We start from the raw sequence: 17,533 nt of genomic DNA on the forward strand, positions 1-17,533 counted from the left end.
TCGCCTCGCGCGCTGTCCCCAGCGCTGCTTCGCGTGCGGTCTCCCGCGCTACTTCCAGGTGATGAGTGCGTCGAGCGCTTCGATCTCCGACCCGCGCACGAGCAGCGGGTTCACCTCGAGCGACTCGAGGCGGTCGCCGAGGCGCAGCGCCACGTCGGCGATGCCGGCGACCACGTCGACGATCGCGTCGATGTCGGCGGCCTCGGTGCCGCGGGCGCCGTTCAGCAGCTTCGCGCCGCGCAGCGACTCGAGCCCCTTCTTGATCTGCGCGCGGTCGACGGGCAGCAGGTGCAGCGTCGAGTCCTTGAGTACCTCGACCCAGACGCCGCCGAGGCCCACGGCGAGCACGAGGCCCCACTTGGGGTCGCGCACCGCACCGACGATGAGCTCGACACCGCCCGAGCGCTGCGGCTGCACGAGCGCCGTGGGGTTCGCCGCGCCCGCGCCCCGACCCGCGGCGACCACGTCGTCGTAGGCGCGGCGCACCGCGTCGGCGTCGGCCAGGCCGAGCCGCACGCCGCCGATGTCGCTCTTGTGCTCGATCTCGTCGGCGGCGAGCTTCACCACCACGGGGTAGCCGAAGCGCTCCGCAGCCTCGGCCGCGGCCTCGGCGCTGTCGACGAGCGCGTTGGGCACCATCGGCACCCCGTTCTCGGCGAGCAGGGCGGCCGCCTTGCGCTCTGCGAAGGTCTCGCCTGGGGCCGCATCGACGGCGATCGGGGTGCCGGTGGCGCCTGCGCCACCAGTGGCGCCCGCACCCGCGGCGATCGCCGCGCGATACCGCTCCGACCACTCGGCCGCCCGGCCCAGCGCCGTCATGCCGTGGTGGATGCCGCCGACGACGCCCGGGAAGTCGGTCGCCTCGGCGACCGCGCGACCGCTCGGGGTGATGTCGGTGATCGTGTTCGACATGACGATGACGGGCTTGTGCGCGTGCTTGATCGCGTCGCCCTGCAGCGAGTAGCGCGCGACGGCCGCATCGAAGTCCGGCGGCACCTCGTGCGGCAGGTCGGCGACGTAGACGATCTCGTCGATGTTGGGGTCGTCCTGAATCGCGTCGAGCGCCTTGATGGGCAGCAGCGGGTCGATCAGGATGTAGCCGGTCACGTCGATCGGGTTGTGGCCGCTCGCGAAGTCCGGAAGGACCTCGGCGAGCTTCGCCTCGGTCTCCGCAGAGAAGTCGGGGATCAGCAGCCCTTCGTCCTCCGCGCGGTCCGAGATGACCTCGCAGGCGCCGCCCGACGGGGTGACGAAGCCGATGCGCCGGCCGGGCAGCGGGGCGGCGTGCGACAGCAGCTCCGACGTCACGATCAGGTCCTCGAGCGAGTCGACGCGGATGACGGCGTTCTGCCGGAACACCGCGTCGATGATCGAGTCGTCGCCGACGAGCGAGCCCGTGTGCGCCTTCGCGACGCGGGCGCCGCCCTCGCTGCGGCCGACCTTGAGCGCGACGATCGGCTTGCCGGCTGCGAGCGCCATGCGCGAGACCTCGAGGAAGTCCTCGGGGTGCCGGATCGACTCGATGAACAGAGTGATCACCTTCGTCGCCTCGTCCTCGACGAGATAGCGCATGACGTCGGTCATCGACACCATCGACTCGTTGCCCATCGACACCAGCAGGCTGAGGCCCGCATTGCGCGTCTGCGCCAGCTGGATCACGGCGCTCGCAAGCGCCCCGCTCTGCAGCACGACGCCGATCGAGCCCTTCTTGAGCTTCCCGGGCAGCAGCAGGCCGTAGGGCGTGATCTCGCTCGCGACGTTGACGTAGCCGTTCCCGTTCGGGCCGAGAACGGTGATGCCGCGCTCCTCGGCGAGCTGCACCAGGCGGGCCTCGAGGGCGGCGCCCTCTTCGCCGACCTCGCCGAAGCCGGAGGTCAGGACGACGGCGCTGCGGATGCCGGCATCCGCCACCTGCTCCATCACCTCGATGACGACGCCGGTGCCCACCATGACGAACGCCAGGTCGACGACCTCGGGCAGGTCGGCCACCGTGGCGTACGACTGCTGGCCGTGCACGACGATGCCGCGCGGGTTGACGAGATAGACCTTGCCGGGGAACTCGCCGTCGATCAGGTTCTTGTAGATCGACAGCGACCAGTGGGACTTGTCGGTAGCGCCGATCAGCGCGATCGACTTCGGGTTGAACAGCTGGCGCACGCGCTCGACCGTGGCGCTCGGGGTGAGCGTTTCGGTGGCCGTCATGAATCCTCCTTGATTTAGACGCGGCCGTATTCGTGGGGTGGTGATCAGGCGCCGAGAACGCTGACCTTCGCGTGGCCCTTGATGAGGTTGCGGGCGATGGTGCGCTTCTGGATCTCGTCGGTGCCCTCGAAGATGCGCAGCAGGCGCAGCTCGCGGTACCAGCGCTCGATCGGCAGCTCCTTGGTGTAGCCCATGCCGCCGTGGATCTGCAGCACGCGGTCGACGACCTTGTTCGCCATGACCGAGCCGGTGAGCTTCGCGATCGAGGCCGCGTGGCGGTTGTCCTTGTTGTTCTCGAGCAGCCACGCGGCGTAGAGGGTCAGCCAGCGGGCCGACTCGATCTCGACGTGCGAATCGGCGATGTGCCACTGGATCGCCTGGTATTCCGCGATCGGATGCCCCATCGAGACGCGGTTCTTCGAGTGCTCGATCGCCATCTCGAGCAGGCGCTCTGCGGCGCCGATCGCGCGCGAGGGGATGAGGTAGCGGCCGTTGCCGATCCACTGCATGGCGAGCTTGAAGCCCCAGCCCACCTCGCCGAGCACGTGGTCGCCGGGGACGCGCACGTTGTCGAAGTGCAGGGCGCCGGGGCCCCACTCGCCCATGGTCGGAATCGGCTGCGAGGTCCAGCCCATCTCGCGGTCGACAAGGAAGCAGGTGATGCCGCCCTCCGAGCCCTTCTCGGGGTCGGTGACCGCGAAGACCATCACGAAGTCGGCCTCGTTGCCGTTCGTGATGAAGATCTTCTCGCCGTTGATGATCCAGTCATCGCCGTCGCGCACGGCGCGGGTGCGGATGTTGCGCGCGTCGGAGCCGGCGCTCGGCTCGGTGATCGCGAAGCAGCTGCGGCGCTCGCCGTTGATCACAGGGATCAGGTACTCCTGCTTCTGCGCGTCGGTACCGGCGTAGAGGATGTTGTCGGCGGTGCCGCCGAAGCTGAACGGCACGAAGGTGCGGCCGCCCTCCATCGCGACGATCGAGGTCATCACGGCGCCGAGGTCGGTGCCGCCGTACTCCTCAGGGGTGCCGATGCCCCAGAATCCCGCCGCCTTGGCCTTCTCACGCAGCTCCTTCTGCTCCTCGCGGGACAGCCCGGGGCGACCCTCGCGCTCGTTGCGCAGCACCTGCGGCTCGAACGGCATCACCTCCTTCTCGATGAAGTCGCGAACGCTGTCGCGCACCATGCGCTGCTCGTCGGAAAGCGAGAAGTCGATCATTTTTCGTATCTCCAGTTCGTCGTTGAACGTGTGTGTGATGAGGGGCGGGGGATGCCTAGGCCTTCGGCCCGCCCGCGACGTAGATGACCTGGCCCGAGACGTAGGACGCGTCCTCGCTGACCAGGAAGGACACGACATTCGCGATGTCCTCGGGGCGGCCGACGCGGCGCACCGGGATGTGCTCGGCCGCGGCCTTCTGCATCGCCTCGAAGTCGGTGTGGGTGCGCTCGGCGGTCGCGCGGGTCATGTCGGTGACGATGAACCCGGGGGCCACGGCGTTCACATTGATGCCGAACGGGCCGAGTTCGATCGCGAGCGACTTGGTGAAGCCCTGCATGCCGGCCTTCGCCGCCGAGTAGTTGGCCTGGCCGCGGTTGCCGAGCGCCGAGGTGCTCGAGAGGTTCACGATCTTGCCCCACTTGTTCGGCACCATCTGCGCCTGGGCCGCGCGCGACCACAGGAAGGCGCCGCGCAGGTGCACGCCGAGCACGGTGTCCCAGTCGGAGGCGCTCATCTTGAACAGCAGGTTGTCGCGCAGCACGCCCGCGTTGTTGACGAGCACGCCGATGGCGCCGAGCTCGTTCTGCACGCGTTCGGCTGCAGCGGTGACGGATGCCTCGTCGCTCACGTCGCACGCCACGCCGATCGCCCGGCGGCCGAGGGCTTCGATCTCCGCGACGGTGTCGCGAGTGCTCTCTTCGTTGATGTCGATGACGGCGACATCCGCGCCGTCGTTCGCAAGCCGCACCGCGGTGCGCGCCCCAATGCCCCTACCTGCGCCGGTGACGACGGCGACTTTGCCGTCGAGCGGCTTGCCTTCGAGCTGAGCCATGCTTCCTCCACTCCCAATACCGAACGCTGCCAATTCCGAATGGCGTTCTAGAACACGATTCACAAAAGGTTAGGAGTCGTCGGATGCCTCGTCAAGAGATTCGTGGTGACGCCGCAAAGGGTGTGTGGAAGAGTGCAGCTGTGACGGGGGTTCAGCAGGCGGATCGGCCGGAGGCGCCGGCGCGCCGACGGGGCGCGGCGCGGGTGTGGGACCGGTTGAGCCTGATCCCGTCAGTGCTCTACCAGCTCGTGGCCGGTGGCGGGGTGGGTCTCGTCGGCGCACTGGGAGCGATGGCCTTCGACGGCTGTGGCGCCGGCGGCGACAACACCACCGCCTGCGAGATCGGCGTGGCTGCCGCGGGGTGGTACGGCATGCTGGCACTCGTGGGCGCCTCGATCCTGGCGACGCTCGCGATCGGCATCGTGTTCTGGGTGCGCGGCCGACTCGTGTGGCCCATCGCAGCCGCAGGAGCGGTGCTCGCGACGCTCACCCTGCTCGGCGAGATCCTCATCCAGGACTTCGCCGGCCGACCGCGCTGACCGCACTCGGCGGTGCGTCAGTCGACCGTCGCGATGCGCCGGATGATGGCGAGCGTCTCGGCGATGATCGGCTCGACCTCGCTCTTGCGCTTGGCGCGCGCGATGGCGCTCTCGCCCTCGACGACGACGCGGATCAGGATGCGCACGCGCAGCCGGTTCGTCGTGTTGTCTTCGAGGCCGAGCAGGGTCAGGTTGTTCTTCGCCCAGGCTTCGCCCACGTCGGTGCCGAGCGCGTCATAGCCGGGCGGCCCGTCGCCCCCGCGGAACAGCAGCGTGAGCTTCGAGTTGTGGCGCGCCACCTCGAGGTAGCCGCGCGAGCCGGCGAGGAAGAGCTCGACCGGGTCGGTGACGCCGCTGTGGCGGGCATCCGCAACGGCCTTCGCCGCCGCCTCGCTGTAGACCGCCTCGAACTCCGACCACAGGGCGAGGAACAGATCGGCCTTGCCGTTGAAGTGGTGATAGACGCTGCCGACGCTGAGGCCCGAGCGCTCGACGATGTGCGCGATGTTGGCGTCGTTGTAGCCCTCGGCGATGAAGACGTCTCGTGCGGCGTCGAGGATGACCCGGCGGGTGCGCTCGGTCTTGCCCCACTGCCGCGCGGGCCGGGTGGCCGCTCCTGACGCAGTCGCGGGGCTGTCTGTCTCGGTGCTCACCTGGGGCTCCTCTCGCGACCGCTTGGCTGATTCAAACACATCTTGCGAGGCGTTCGGCGACCGTGTTAGAACTTCATTCTAGAATCCGATTTGGTTCTGCGCCAACGAAGGCACCAGGAGGTCGATGATGACAGCCGACGCGTCAGCGGGGTGGCCGCCTGCGCCCGATACGCCGCAACTGGTCGCCCCCGGCGTGCTGCACCTGCTGGCTCCGAACGCGAGCTCGTGGACCTATGAGGGAACGAACTCCTACGTGCTGTTCGGCGGCGACGCCGCGGTCATCGTCGACCCGGGCTTCGAAGACGCCGCGCACCACGAGGCGCTGCGGAGCGCGGCGCAGGCCGACGGGCGCCGGGTCGTCGGCGTGCTGCTGACGCACGACCACCCCGACCACAGCGACGGGGCGCGCACGGTCGCGGCATCCCTCGGCGTCCCGATCATCGCCATGTCGCCGCGCTTCGCCGACGAGTTCCTGACCGACGGCCAGGTGCTGCGCATCGGCGAACTCGAGGCGCACGTGATCCACACGCCCGGCCACAGCGACGACTCCGTCTGCCTCTGGCTTCCCCAGGCATCCACGCTGCTCACCGGCGACACCCTGCTCGGCGCGCGCTCGTCAGGCGTCATGGGAACGCTGAGCGAGCTGCTCGACTCGCTCGAGAAGCTGCGTGCCTTCGTCGGCGAGCGCGAGGTGCTCGCACTGCCCGGCCACGGGCCGGCGTTCCGCAACGTGGTCGAGTCCGCCATGCGGGTCATCGATGTGCGCATGCAGCGCATCAATGAGGTGCGCGGATTCATCGCAGACGGCACCACGTCGCTCGAGGGTCTCACCGCCCTGCTCTATCCGAAGCACGCGGGCTCGCGGGCCATGTTCGCGGTTTCGACCGTGGTGTCGACCGTCAACTACCTGCTCGAGCAGCCCGACGCCCTGTCGAGTGACGCGCGCGAGAAGCTCACCGCCGAGCTGGAGCGCTACGACCGCATGATCGCCGAGCGCATGAAGGCGCACAAGGAATCGGTCGACGCAGAGGCGGAGCGGCCGCAATCCGGAAGCGACTCAGCCAAGGCGTCCGACGAGGACTCCGACGAGAGAAAGGAAGAGCGTGTCTGAAGGCCCCGTGCCCGAGCCGACGCCAGAGACCTTGCCGTTCTGGGAGGGCACCGCTCGCGGCGAGCTCCGCATCCAGCGGTGCAACGAGTGCGAGAAGTTCTACTTCTACCCGCGTCCGTACTGCCCGACCTGCCTGTGCGACGACGTCGAGTGGCGGGTGGTGTCCGGTCGCGGCACGCTCGCCTCGTACAACATCAACTACAAGCCGTTCCCGATGTTCAAGACCGACAGGCCGCAGGTGATCGCGCTCGTCGAGCTCGATGAGGGCGTGCGGCTGATGTCGACCGTGGTCGGCGTCGAGCCGGTGCCCGAGAACCTTCCGCTCGGGCTGCGGCTGAAGGTGGGCTTCGAACCGCGGGGCGACCAGTTCCTGCCGGTGTTCTCGCCCGAGGAGGCCGCGTCGGTCGCATCGGGCGGGGCGGCCGCGTCGGAAGAGGAGGCCCGCGCATGACCGGCCTCAGCATGCACGGCGGCGACATCGCGATCGTCGGCGCCGCAGAGACCGACCGCATCGGCGTCCTGCCGGACGTCTCGATGATCCACCTGCACACGAACGCCGCGCGCCGCGCGATCGAGGACGCCGGCATCGACAAGTCCGAGATCGACGGCATCGCGACGGCGGGGCCGACCGCCATCGAGGTGGCCGACATGCTCGGCATCCGCCCGCGCTGGGCAGACGGCACCATGATCGGCGGCTGCAGCTTCATGGCTCTCGTGCGCCACGCGGCGGCGGCGATCGCCGCCGGCGCCGCGAACGTCGTCCTCGTCACGCACGGCGAGTCCGGCCGGTCGCGTGTCGGGGTGCCCGGGTACGCCCGCGCCGCGACCTCGATGGCCGGCCAGTTCGAGGCGCCCTACGGCGCACTCGCCCCCTATTCCTCGTTCACGACGCCGGTGCTCGCGTTCATGAAGTCGCGCGGATTCACCCGCGAGGACCTCGCCGAGGTCGTTGTCTCGCAGCGCGAGTGGGCGATTCCGAACGAGCGCGCGCAGCGCCGCACGCCCATCGATGTCGAGGGCGTTCTGGCCGCCACGCCGATCGCGTATCCGTTCACGAAGGACATGTGCTGCCTGGTGACGGATGCCGGGGGAGCCCTCGTCGTCATGAGTGCCGAGCGCGCCCGCGATCTGCCCTCGGCCGACCGCGCCGTCTATCTGCTCGGCTCCGGCGAGGGCACCGAGAGCGTCATCGTCTCGCAGATGGACGACCTCGAGAGCTTCGGCCCGTTCCGCCGTGGCGCGCAGGAGGCGTTCGAGACCGCAGGCATCGACCGCTCCGACATCGACCATGTGATGTTCTATGACGCGTTCGCGCACCTGCCGATGTACATGCTCGAAGACACGGGCTTCGTCGGGAAGGGCGAGTCGGCCGCGTTCTTCAAGGAAGGCCACACGCGCCCAGGCGGCGACCTTCCCATGAACACCCAGGGCGGCGGCCTCTCCTATACGCACAGCGGCATGTACGGCATGTTCGCGATCCAGGAAGCGGTTCGGCAGCTGCGCGGCGAGGCCGTCGTGCAGGTGCCCGATGTGACCACGAGCTTCGTTCAAGGCGTCGGCATGATGTTCGGCGCAGGAGGGAGCCTGGTGCTGTCCAACCGCCGAGGCTGACTCCCTCACCGCGCACTGCTGCGCGACCGTCGCGCAGTGCTGCGCGACCCCACCCGTGCTTTTCGAACGTCAAGGGCAATGGCGCCCACGTCTGACGCCTGCCTTCAGCGACCCCTCATCACGCTGTGCCTCTCACAGCGCTGTGCGTCTCACAACGCTGTGCCCCTCACAACGCTGTGCCCCTCACAACGCTGTGCCCCTCACAACGACCTCTCACGCAGGGCAGGACATGACAACCACTACTTCACTCGCACCACTCACCGGCGTGGACCGCCGCCTCGCGGCGCTGCGCATCAAACCGGTCAACGCCGTGGCGATCGTCGCCGCGATGATCGTCTTCGTCGGCGACGCTCAGGCGCTCGCGCTCATCCCGCTGTCGAACACGATGCAGAAGGAATACAACCTGACGCCGGCCGAGTCGAGCCTCGTGCTCGCCATCCTCGGCCTCGTGGGCGCGGGATTCCTGCCCGTCATCACCCGGCTCGCGGAGCGCGTCAGCCTGCGCACCTTCCTGCTGGTCGGCGTCGCGCTGGTGACCATCGGCAACGCGGCGTGCGCCGTCGCGCCCGGGTTCACCGTGCTGCTCATCGGCCGCGGCATCATCGGCTTCAGCGCCGCCATGCCGATCGCCCTCGCGCTCGTGCGTGAGAAGGCCGACAGCGAGCACAGCACGAACCGCGCCCTCGCCGTCGTCACCGCAGCCGTCGGCATCAGCGTCGTGTTCTCGTTCCTGCTCGGCGGGTTCATCCTCAAGATCGGCGGTCACGTGAACACCGTCTTCTGGGTGATGGCGGCCGTCGGCCTCGCGACCTTCATCGTCGGCCTCGTGATCGTCCCCGACTTCCGCACCACGCGCCGTCAGCGTCTCGATCTGGCAGGCGCCATCACCCTGGTCGTCGGCCTCACGCTCGTCGCCGTTGGCATCGGATTCGTCGACAGCGCGGGCCTGCGCGGCCTGCTGATCCTCGTGGCAGGTCTCGTCGTGATGCTGCTCTGGGTCGTGATCGAGCTGAACGTGAAGGACCCGATGATCGACCTGCGGCTCACTTTCCGTCGCTTCACCGTTCCCGCGTTCATCCTCGGCGGCCTCTTCGGCGCCGTCGCGGTGATCTCGAACCTGGCCGTCACGAGCTACGGCGAGTTCGACCCGAAGCCGTTCGCAGAGGTGCCCGCTCTGGCCGGGCCGCTCGGCTACGGCTGGGGCCTCATCGTGCTCGAGACCTCGCTGTTCCTGATGCCGACGGCGTTCTTCATCCTGATCGGCGGGTTCACCGTCGGCCGCATCATCACCCGCATCGGCGTGAAGCGCACCTTCTACATCGCGAGCTTCTGCACCATCGTCGCCTTCGCGCTGATGGCGATCGGTCACAGCCACGTCTGGGTGAACGTGGTCGGCATGGGCATCTGGGGTGTCGCCTACGCCCTCGGCAGCACCGCGGCCAACGCGGCCGTGCTGCACGCGGCCGGCGATACGGAGGGGGCGCACTTCTCTGCGGCATCCTCGACCCTCGTCGCCACCATCGGCGGACTCGCGGCGCCTGTGTTCACGGCCATCCTGTACGCGTTCGCCGTGACCGTGCCGATCCCCGACGGGAAGGGCGGGACGGTTCCCACCGCGATCCCGACCGTGTCGTCCTACGTGAACGTGTACTGGGCACTCGCGGTTGCCGGCGTGCTGATGCTGATCTTCACGGTGCTGCACAAGAACCAGAAGTTCCGCGGCGGCGCGCCGATCGAAGAACCGGCGGCCGCTCCGGCCGTCGAGGTGGGGGAGTAACGGGTCGGTGCGGCGCCTCGACAACCGGGACGCCGCACCTCTCCGCCGAATCCACCTGCCGGGCGCAGCTCACACGTTGCGCTGCGCCTCGGCCTCACTCTCTTCCAGTCGCCGGGCGGCGGCATCCTCATCGGCCTTCTCGATCGGCTTCGCGAGCGTCCACCACAGGAAGAGCCCCGCGACCACGATCATGCCGATGCCGGCCCAGAGGTTGATGTTGATGCCGCCCGCCTTGTCCAGATCGGAGGCGGGAGTGAACCCTGCGCCCCAGATCACGCAGACGATGCCGTAGACCGCGAACAGAATCGCGATGATCATGCGCAGGTCGAACAGGAAGTTGAGGACCTTGTTCTCATGGTTGGGCATTTCGAGCTCCTAGCTGCCTGAGATCGGCCGGGTCAGACGAACATGAAGAAGATGTAGCAGGCTGCGGCCAGCACCAGGGCTCCGATGCCGAGCACCCACACGTTGCGGTACCACGCGACACCGACGGTGCCCGCGCCCTGCGCGTCGGCGAGGGCGTCCTGGTCGACGAGGCCGCGCACGAGACCGACGAGCTGCGAGTCGGGCTTCGGCTTCGAGAACAGCGACACGATGACGCCGACGACGATCGCGAGAACGAGGGCAACGCCGCCGCCCAGGTAGCTCGAGCCCTGGCTCGAGATCGGGATGACGCCGGTCTCGTTCAGGATGAAGATCACGATCGCGCCGGCCGTGCCGCTCGCGAGGCCCGCCCAGCCGGCGTGGCCGGTGGCGCGCTTCCAGAGCAGGCCGAGGATGAAGACGGCGAACAGCGGCACGTTGAAGAACGAGAACAGGGTCTGGATGTAGTCCATGATGTTCCCGAAGTTGCCCGCGATGAAGGCGGTGCCGATGGCGATCAGCGTGCCGATGACGGTCACCCAGCGACCGACGTTCAGGTAGTGCTTGTCGGGCTTGCCCGGCCGCAGCCAGCCCTGCCACAGGTCGTAGGTGAACACCGTGTTGAGCGACGACACGTTGGCTGCCATGCCCGCCATGAACGATGCGAGCAGACCCGCGAGCGCGACGCCCAGGAATCCGTTCGGCAGCAGCTGCTGCATCAGGAGCGGCACCACGTCGTTGTACTGCACGTTCGAGGTGCCGCCCGCGTTCAGCTTCTCGATGCCGGGCACCGTCACGGCGGCGATGATGCCGGGAATGATGATGACGAGCGCGATGAGCGTCTTGGGGAACGCCGCGATCAGCGGCGTGCGGCGCGCGGCCGACATGTCCTTCGCGCTGAAGGCGCGCTGCACCTCGGTGAAGTTGGTGGTCCAATAGCCGAAGGAGGTCACGAAGCCGAGGCCGAGCACGACGCCGATGACGCTCCAGAACGAGTTGTGGATGCCGGTCAGCTCATGCGCCGGGAAGGCGTGCAGCAGACTGCCCTGGTGGGAGCCGAGCAGCTTCGCCTTGACGCCCGACCAGCCGCCGGCCTTGTGCAGGCCGACCAGCGTGATGGGCACCATCGCGGCGACGATCACGAAGAACTGCAGCACCTCGTTGTAGATCGAGGCGGACAGACCGCCGATGAGCGTGTAGATGAGGACGACGACGCCCGCGACGATGATCGCGACCCACAGCGGCCAGCCGAGCAGCGCGTTCACGACGATCGCCATCGCATAGAGGTTGACGCCCGCGAGAAGAACGGATGCCACAGCGAAGAGCACCGCCTGGAAGCGCTGCGTCGCCGGGTTGTAGCGGCGGCGCAGGAACTCCGGCACGGAGCGCACCTTCGAGCCGTAGAAGAACGGCATCATGAACAGGCCGAGGAAGACCATGGCCGGGATCGCGCCGATCCAGTAGTAGTGCACCGCCTGGATGCCGTATTGCGCGCCGTTGGCGCTCTGGCCGAGCAGCTCGGTGGCGCCGAGGTTCGCCGACATGAAGGCGAGGCCCGTGACCCAGGCCGGCAGCGAGCGGCCGGAGAGCAGGAAGTCGAGGCTGCTCGAAACGGAGCGGCGGGCGATGAATCCGATGCCGAGCACGAGCACGAAGTACGTCGCGACGAGGATGTAGTCGATCACCCCCGCATGCAGTCGAAGGGGCGCATCTGCGAGCACCGGCCCGCTCAAGACGCTGGTGGCTTCGTGGGCTCCGAGAGACGTCATCCATCCTCCTCGTCGAGGAGGTGACCTCGACTGGTTAGTTAACGGCAAACAACCCTAGGTCGAGGATCGGCGCTTCGGCAAAATGGTGCGCGGGGGCTTTCGGAGACAGCCTCCGCCTGGTAAGTGCTCATTCGAGCTGGCGGAAGCGGTGCGATTTCACGCGCTCGCCAACCCGCGACCACGGGTGCGGCTGGGCCCCGAGCAGCTCGTCGTAGAGCTCTGGATCGACGTCGAAGTACTCGTAGACGGCGCCGGATTCGTAGCGCACCGCGAGCGTGCGGCGAGTCCCGTCGTACCCCGCCGCGGTGATCGCGTCGGACTGGATGGGCCGCAGCTCGACCATGGGCGAGGAGACGCAGCTCGAACTCAGCCGAGGCGGCCGAGGCCCTTGCGCAGGCGATCGATGTGCTCTGAGGCCTCGCGCTTGGTGAGGTTCGCCGGCAGCTGCTCGCCGGCTTCTTTCGCGAGTGTGTCGAGGTAGCTCTTCTGCGCCTCGGTGGCGGGGTCGTCGCCGCTCACCCACTCCTCCGGGTCCTTCTCGAGAGTGCCTTCTGTCGGGTCCGGGGTGCCGAGCATGTCCTGGGTCTGGTCAGCACCCTGCGGATTGTTCGGCTCGCCCGCCGGCGCGTTGCTGCGGCCGTTGACGTTCTCGAGGTGCTGGTCGCCGCGGGGCTGGCTGGTGTCATCGGTCATGCCGAAGACATACCCGCCCTGCCTCCTGATCGAACCCAAAGTCAACCCCGGGGCGGATGTCGGCGGTCCGGGTGAGTATCGAAGGCGTGCAGCGAGCGCTGCCGAAGTATCCGCCGATGAAGGAGGAGATCATGACCCCGGCCGCCGCAACCATTGGGTCGGTTGACATGGAAACTGTCGAGCTCGACGTCATCCCGATCGATGACCACGGGTGGCGTGTCAGCATCCACGGTGCTGATCGCGCGAACCCCTTCGGGCTGCTGGGGTTCGTCTCGCAGGTCGATGGGGGCTTCGAGGTCTGCATCATCGGCCACCCCGGCGACGCGATCGCCGCCCCCACGCTCGAGGCAGCGCTCGACGTGCTGCGGCCACAGCCCGACGAGGTCGAGGCGATCCTCGAGGGCGTGCGGCACTGAGGCATCCGTCTTCGGGGTCCTCAGCGCACCCGTAAAGTTAAGGGCGTGTCTAAGGTCCTGAGCTCCCTTCCCGTCGGCGAGCGCGTCGGCATCGCGTTCTCGGGGGGTCTCGACACCTCCTGCGCGGTCGCCTGGATGCGTGACAACGGCGCGATTCCGTGCACCTACACCGCCGACATCGGGCAGTACGACGAGCCCGACATCGCCGCCGTCCCCGGTCGCGCCGGCGAGTACGGCGCCGAGATCGCCCGCCTCGTCGACGCGAAGTCGGCGCTCGTGGAAGAGGGGCTCGTGGCTCTGCAGTGCGGCGCCTTCCACATCCGCTCGGGCGGCAAGACCTACTTCAACACCACGCCGCTCGGCCGCGCCGTGACGGGCACCCTGCTTGTGCGCGCCATGAAGGAAGACGGCGTCGACATCTGGGGCGACGGCTCGACCTACAAGGGCAACGACATCGAGCGGTTCTACCGCTACGGACTCATGGCCAACCCTTCCTTGCGCATCTACAAGCCGTGGCTCGACGCGAACTTCGTCAGCCAGCTCGGCGGCCGCACCGAGATGAGCCAGTGGCTCGTCGCCCACGGCTTCCCGTATCGCGACTCGACCGAGAAGGCCTATTCGACCGACGCCAACATCTGGGGCGCCACCCACGAGGCCAAGCGCCTCGAGGACCTCGACGCCGGCCTCGACATCGTCGAGCCGATCATGGGCGTCGCCGCCTGGCGCGACGACGTCGAGATCGCGACCGAAGAGGTGTCGGTGCGCTTCGAGGCGGGCCGCCCCGTCGCGATCAACGGCAAAGAGTTCGAGGATGCCGTGGCTCTGGTGCTCGAGGCGAACGCCATCGGCGGCCGCCACGGTCTCGGTGTCTCCGACCAGATCGAGAACCGCATCATCGAGGCGAAGTCCCGCGGCATCTACGAGGCGCCGGGCATGGCGCTGCTGCACATCGTCTACGAGCGCCTGCTGAACGCGATCCACAACGAAGACACCGTCGCGAATTATCACAACGAAGGGCGCCGACTCGGCCGCCTCATGTACGAGGGCCGCTGGCTCGACCCGCAGTCGCTCATGCTGCGCGAGTCGCTGCAGCGCTGGGTCGGCTCGGCCATCACCGGCGAGGTCACCCTGCGCCTGCGCCGCGGCGACGACTACACGATCCTCGACACCACGGGCCCCGCGCTCAGCTACTCGGGCGAGAAGCTGTCGATGGAGCGCGTCGGCGACGCCGCTTTCGGCCCCGACGACCGCATCGGCCAGCTCACCATGCGCAACCTCGACATCGCCGACTCTCGGGCTCGCCTCGAGCAGTACGCAACGCTCGGCCTGATCGGCGGCGCGACGGCCGACCTGGTCGGCTCGCTCGAGTCGGGCCACGCCGACGAGATCCTGGGTGGCGCAGAGCCGCTGTCGGCGAGCGAGCAGCAGCTTGAGCGGGCGACGGATGCCGTCTCCGAAGGCGCCGCGTTCGACACGGGCACCGACTGAGACACCGCGCAACGCCCTAGACAGCGTTCCCTTCGAGGGGCAGGGTGGCGAATACCGTCGCACTTCCAACGTCGAAAGGGCAGGAATCATGAGTGACGATTCCGAGATCGAGCAGAACGTCGTGACAGCCGTGATCTCGCCGGGGGACATCCTTTCCGAGAAGCCCGACTCCGTTCCCGAGGGCCACTATCTGGCGCGCCTCGCCGACAGCGGGGTGGGCAGCCCGAGCTACGTGGTCGTGCCACTGCGTAACGGCGCACCCGCCGAGCGCATCGCCATCGGCGACGGCGAGCAGTACCACCGCACGGTCACCCAGAGCGACGAGGTTCTCTACCGCGCCCGCGGCAACGAGGGCACGACCGCCTGGACGTCGTCGACCGAGTAGCGCCCCGCGCCGCCGGGGCGCGCGGCCTGCGTTGCTCTTACGTCGGTGCCTGGCCGAGCTCGATCAGGAAGACGCCGATGATGATGAGCACCGTGCCGCCGACCATCGTGCGCGTGAAAGCCTCTTTGAAGAAGACGCGCCCCGCGAGCGCGGTAAGGGCGACGCCGGCTGCCGTCCAGATGCCATAGGTGACGCCGAGGCCGAGCCCGAGGCGCAGCACGACCGAGAACAGTGCGAAGGACGCGAGGTAGCCCGCTACCACGGCGAGGTACCAGAGACGCGAGGGTTTCTTCGCCGGATCCGCGCCCGTGCCGGGCGCACTCGCCATGCGGAGCGAGAGCGTCGCGCCGACTTCGCACAGGATCGCCAGGGCGAGAACGAACCAGCTCACGGCGCGCCTTCCGATGGGCGGCCGTCTCGCGACGCATCCAGCGGGGTGGGACTCGCAGTCGGTGCCGATCCGTGCGGGCGCGCGCTCGATGGCTCACCGGTGGCTTGGGCGCCCGCATGCCCGCCGCCCACGTTGATAAGCACGACGCCGGCGATCACGATCACCATGCCGATGATCGTGAGCGTGGTCAGTTCCTCATCGAAGATCAGATCGGCGAGGGCCGCCGTGAGGGCGACGCCGATGGCGCCCCAGATCGCATATGCCATACCGACCGGCATGCCCGCCCGCAGCACTCGACCGAACAGCCAGAACGAGAGCACATAGGCCACTGCGACGACGGCGTAGAGCCACGGATGCTCGATGGCGCCCTCAAGGCTGAGCGAGCCGGCGACTTCGAAGACGATCGTCCCCGCGAGCAGCAGCCATCTCGTCACAGCGCCAACGGTAACGGAGCGCCGTCCCCGGCCGCTCACGCCGCATCCCCGCCGCGACAAGCGGACGAGTGCTGCGCGGGTGCGGATGCCTTCTCGCGTCGGCTGATTCGGCTGCACAGGTTTCAGGCCGGGCAGGTTCCGGCCGCCCGGGTTTCAGACCACCCGGATGTCAGGCGGCGGTGGTGAGTGCGTGTCTGGGTTTGTGGATGGCTTTCACCCATTCCGTGGCGTGTGATCCGAAGATCCAGCGGATTTCGGGTGTCCCGTCTTCGCCCATGCGGAGTTGGTAGGGGCCGGTGTCGATTGTGGCGTGATGCCACCAGCACAGCAGCGTCAGGTTGAGGATGTCGGTCGGTCCGCCGTCGCGATCGGGTTGGATGTGGTGGACTTCGCACCATCGGGCGGGCATGGTGCAGCCGGGGATGATGCAGCCTTTGTCGCGGACCGCGAGGGCTTTTCGTTGCCAGGGGGTGGCGCATCGTTTGGTGTCGCCGAGGTTGAGGATCTTCCCCGCCGAATCGACCTGGACTTCCTGGTAGCCGCCGGTCTCGGCGATCCGCTTCGCGGTCGTGGCGCTGATGGGTTCGTCTTCGCCGTCGATGCGCGCTGCCCCGTGCCCGGAGTCGAAGTCTTCCTTCGGCACGACGACGAGGATGGTGGGGTGTGCCCCACCCATGCTCGGTGTTTCTGGCGCCCGTGCGGCGGCGGTGAAGACGGCGTGGAGGATGTCGGCGCGTTTCTGGTCTGGGGTGCGCATGTCCGTCGGCGGCTGGGTCTCGGTCGCCACGAGCATGGGCGTGCCGCTCGGCGCGGCCGGCGCCTCGCCACCTTCGCCCGCGGCGCCGTTGGCGGCGGCCTCCGTGACGGGGGCGGCGTCGGCGTGCTCGCCGTGGTCAGCCGTGGCACCGTCGTCGTCGGCCGGGGCGAATCTGACGGATGCGCCGGCTCTCGGGTTCACGTATGCGTCCAAGACGGTGCGGATGGCGGCGGCCTGCTCGACCGGGAGGGCGCCGGAGAACTTCACGAGGCCGTCTTTGGCGCGCCCGAGCCGGAAGAACCGCTTCTCGACGGCGGCCTTCTCCACCGGTTCCACCCCGTCGGGGTCGAGCACGAGAGCCCACGCCTGGGCGGCGTCCACGACCGCGGTCGCCGGCAGGACTTTCGACAGGTCCACGAGGTTCTCGCATGCGGCTTCAACCAGTGCGGTGTCGGCGCGCTCTGTGGCCGGCAGCAGCGGTTCCATGATCGCCGCCGCCTGCGCCCGCCCGAGCACCCCGGCTTCGACCGCCGCCTCCAGCACCGGCAGCTTCGCCAGCCGGCGCGCCTCGACTACCCGCTCCCGGGCGTCCTTCGCGGAGGTGCGGGTCACGGTCTCCAGCGCACCCCAGGGCTTCCTCGCCCCGAGCTTGCGCGCCAGGGACTCCTCACCCAAAGTCTCGTCCGTGCGGTTATCGACCTCGCGGGCGATCGCCAGTTGCATACCCTCGACCTGGCGGGCCAGATCCTCCACCGCCTGCGCGGCGCCAACCAGCTGGTCATCCGTCAAGACCGTGCACGCCAGCGGCGCGAACGGCGCGACAGCCTCAAACGCCTCACGCAGACCCCCGCCCACAGCAGCCACAGCTCGACCCCTCCCGGTCAAACTCCGAACA

At 68.5% G+C, this 17,533-nt stretch carries 19 protein-coding genes; 8 read left to right on the forward strand and 11 right to left on the reverse strand.

Features of this window, described 5'->3' with window-relative positions; translation table 11 throughout:
* Positions 1 to 48: 48 nt before the first annotated feature.
* The 3 genes from ABD736_RS11925 to fabG are packed head-to-tail and all read right to left on the reverse strand — an operon-like array spanning position 49 to position 4,251.
* The gene (locus tag ABD736_RS11925) at positions 49 to 2,202 is read right to left on the reverse strand and encodes an acetate--CoA ligase family protein (protein ID WP_344791993.1); all 2,154 of its coding nucleotides are present in this window, start codon (positions 2,200 to 2,202) and stop codon (positions 49 to 51) included.
* 44 nt (positions 2,203 to 2,246) lie between these two features.
* On the reverse strand, positions 2,247 to 3,419 hold the full coding sequence (locus ABD736_RS11930) for an acyl-CoA dehydrogenase family protein (RefSeq protein WP_344791994.1): 1,173 nt from the start codon (positions 3,417 to 3,419) through the stop codon (positions 2,247 to 2,249).
* Positions 3,420 to 3,474: 55 nt separating this feature from the next.
* Positions 3,475 to 4,251, reverse strand: a complete 777-nt coding sequence (fabG, locus tag ABD736_RS11935; RefSeq protein ID WP_344791995.1) for a 3-oxoacyl-ACP reductase FabG — start codon at positions 4,249 to 4,251, stop codon at positions 3,475 to 3,477.
* Between the two features lie 140 nt (positions 4,252 to 4,391).
* Between fabG and ABD736_RS11940 the strand changes: the two genes are divergently transcribed.
* On the forward strand, positions 4,392 to 4,790 hold the full coding sequence (locus tag ABD736_RS11940) for a hypothetical protein (RefSeq protein WP_344791996.1): 399 nt from the start codon (positions 4,392 to 4,394) through the stop codon (positions 4,788 to 4,790).
* A 17-nt stretch (positions 4,791 to 4,807) separates the two neighbouring features.
* Here the strand turns inward: ABD736_RS11940 and ABD736_RS11945 are convergent, their stop codons facing one another.
* Positions 4,808 to 5,443, reverse strand: coding sequence for a TetR/AcrR family transcriptional regulator (locus tag ABD736_RS11945; protein WP_344791997.1), 636 nt, complete (start codon positions 5,441 to 5,443; stop codon positions 4,808 to 4,810).
* A 127-nt stretch (positions 5,444 to 5,570) separates the two neighbouring features.
* On the opposite strand from ABD736_RS11945, the gene ABD736_RS11950 reads away from it, so the two are divergent.
* The 4 genes from ABD736_RS11950 to ABD736_RS11965 all read left to right on the forward strand — a co-directional run bounded on the left by ABD736_RS11950 (position 5,571) and on the right by ABD736_RS11965 (position 9,942).
* On the forward strand, positions 5,571 to 6,554 hold the full coding sequence (locus ABD736_RS11950; RefSeq protein WP_344791998.1) for an MBL fold metallo-hydrolase: 984 nt from the start codon (positions 5,571 to 5,573) through the stop codon (positions 6,552 to 6,554).
* Positions 6,547 to 7,005, forward strand: coding sequence for a Zn-ribbon domain-containing OB-fold protein (locus ABD736_RS11955; protein WP_344791999.1), 459 nt, complete (start codon positions 6,547 to 6,549; stop codon positions 7,003 to 7,005). The genes ABD736_RS11950 and ABD736_RS11955 overlap by 8 nt, the downstream gene beginning before the upstream one ends.
* Positions 7,002 to 8,165, forward strand: coding sequence for a thiolase C-terminal domain-containing protein (locus ABD736_RS11960; protein ID WP_344792000.1), 1,164 nt, complete (start codon positions 7,002 to 7,004; stop codon positions 8,163 to 8,165). Before ABD736_RS11955 ends, ABD736_RS11960 begins: the two co-directional genes overlap by 4 nt.
* Before the next feature lie 229 nt (positions 8,166 to 8,394).
* Positions 8,395 to 9,942 (forward strand): MFS transporter, encoded by a 1,548-nt coding sequence (locus tag ABD736_RS11965; RefSeq protein WP_344792001.1) that lies wholly within the window; start codon positions 8,395 to 8,397, stop codon positions 9,940 to 9,942.
* Between the two features lie 69 nt (positions 9,943 to 10,011).
* Here ABD736_RS11965 and ABD736_RS11970 read toward each other — a convergent pair whose 3' ends face one another.
* The 4 genes from ABD736_RS11970 to ABD736_RS16385 form a co-directional block, all read right to left on the reverse strand.
* Complete coding sequence (locus ABD736_RS11970) at positions 10,012 to 10,308, reverse strand: hypothetical protein (RefSeq protein WP_344792002.1); 297 nt, start codon at positions 10,306 to 10,308, stop codon at positions 10,012 to 10,014.
* Positions 10,309 to 10,340: 32 nt separating this feature from the next.
* Positions 10,341 to 12,074: a sodium:solute symporter family protein gene (locus tag ABD736_RS11975; RefSeq protein ID WP_344792003.1), complete on the reverse strand. Its 1,734-nt coding sequence runs from the start codon at positions 12,072 to 12,074 to the stop codon at positions 10,341 to 10,343.
* Positions 12,075 to 12,201: 127 nt separating this feature from the next.
* On the reverse strand, positions 12,202 to 12,417 hold the full coding sequence (locus ABD736_RS11980) for a KTSC domain-containing protein (RefSeq protein WP_344792004.1): 216 nt from the start codon (positions 12,415 to 12,417) through the stop codon (positions 12,202 to 12,204).
* 23 nt (positions 12,418 to 12,440) lie between these two features.
* The gene (locus ABD736_RS16385; protein ID WP_425555015.1) at positions 12,441 to 12,767 is read right to left on the reverse strand and encodes a DUF3072 domain-containing protein; all 327 of its coding nucleotides are present in this window, start codon (positions 12,765 to 12,767) and stop codon (positions 12,441 to 12,443) included.
* Positions 12,768 to 12,934: 167 nt separating this feature from the next.
* On the opposite strand from ABD736_RS16385, the gene ABD736_RS11990 reads away from it, so the two are divergent.
* The 3 genes from ABD736_RS11990 to ABD736_RS12000 all read left to right on the forward strand — a co-directional run bounded on the left by ABD736_RS11990 (position 12,935) and on the right by ABD736_RS12000 (position 15,056).
* On the forward strand, positions 12,935 to 13,183 hold the full coding sequence (locus ABD736_RS11990) for a hypothetical protein (protein ID WP_344792005.1): 249 nt from the start codon (positions 12,935 to 12,937) through the stop codon (positions 13,181 to 13,183).
* A gap of 45 nt (positions 13,184 to 13,228) precedes the next feature.
* Positions 13,229 to 14,671 carry an argininosuccinate synthase gene (gene argG / locus ABD736_RS11995; RefSeq protein ID WP_344792006.1) on the forward strand — a complete coding sequence of 481 codons (1,443 nt, stop codon included), beginning with the start codon at positions 13,229 to 13,231 and terminating at the stop codon, positions 14,669 to 14,671.
* Between the two features lie 88 nt (positions 14,672 to 14,759).
* Complete coding sequence (locus ABD736_RS12000) at positions 14,760 to 15,056, forward strand: hypothetical protein (RefSeq protein ID WP_344792007.1); 297 nt, start codon at positions 14,760 to 14,762, stop codon at positions 15,054 to 15,056.
* A gap of 37 nt (positions 15,057 to 15,093) precedes the next feature.
* On the opposite strand, the gene ABD736_RS12005 is transcribed toward ABD736_RS12000, so the two are convergent.
* From ABD736_RS12005 to ABD736_RS12015, 3 genes are all read right to left on the reverse strand, one after another.
* The gene (locus ABD736_RS12005; RefSeq protein WP_344792008.1) at positions 15,094 to 15,447 is read right to left on the reverse strand and encodes a DMT family transporter; all 354 of its coding nucleotides are present in this window, start codon (positions 15,445 to 15,447) and stop codon (positions 15,094 to 15,096) included.
* The gene (locus tag ABD736_RS12010; protein WP_344792009.1) at positions 15,444 to 15,881 is read right to left on the reverse strand and encodes a DMT family transporter; all 438 of its coding nucleotides are present in this window, start codon (positions 15,879 to 15,881) and stop codon (positions 15,444 to 15,446) included. The genes ABD736_RS12005 and ABD736_RS12010 overlap by 4 nt, the downstream gene beginning before the upstream one ends.
* A 169-nt stretch (positions 15,882 to 16,050) precedes the next feature.
* Positions 16,051 to 17,502, reverse strand: coding sequence for an HNH endonuclease signature motif containing protein (locus ABD736_RS12015; protein WP_344792010.1), 1,452 nt, complete (start codon positions 17,500 to 17,502; stop codon positions 16,051 to 16,053).
* Positions 17,503 to 17,533: the final 31 nt, after the last annotated feature.

Origin of the sequence: Gryllotalpicola daejeonensis (genome assembly GCF_039538145.1) — a bacterium.
Classification (GTDB): Bacteria; Actinomycetota; Actinomycetes; order Actinomycetales; family Microbacteriaceae; genus Gryllotalpicola; species Gryllotalpicola daejeonensis.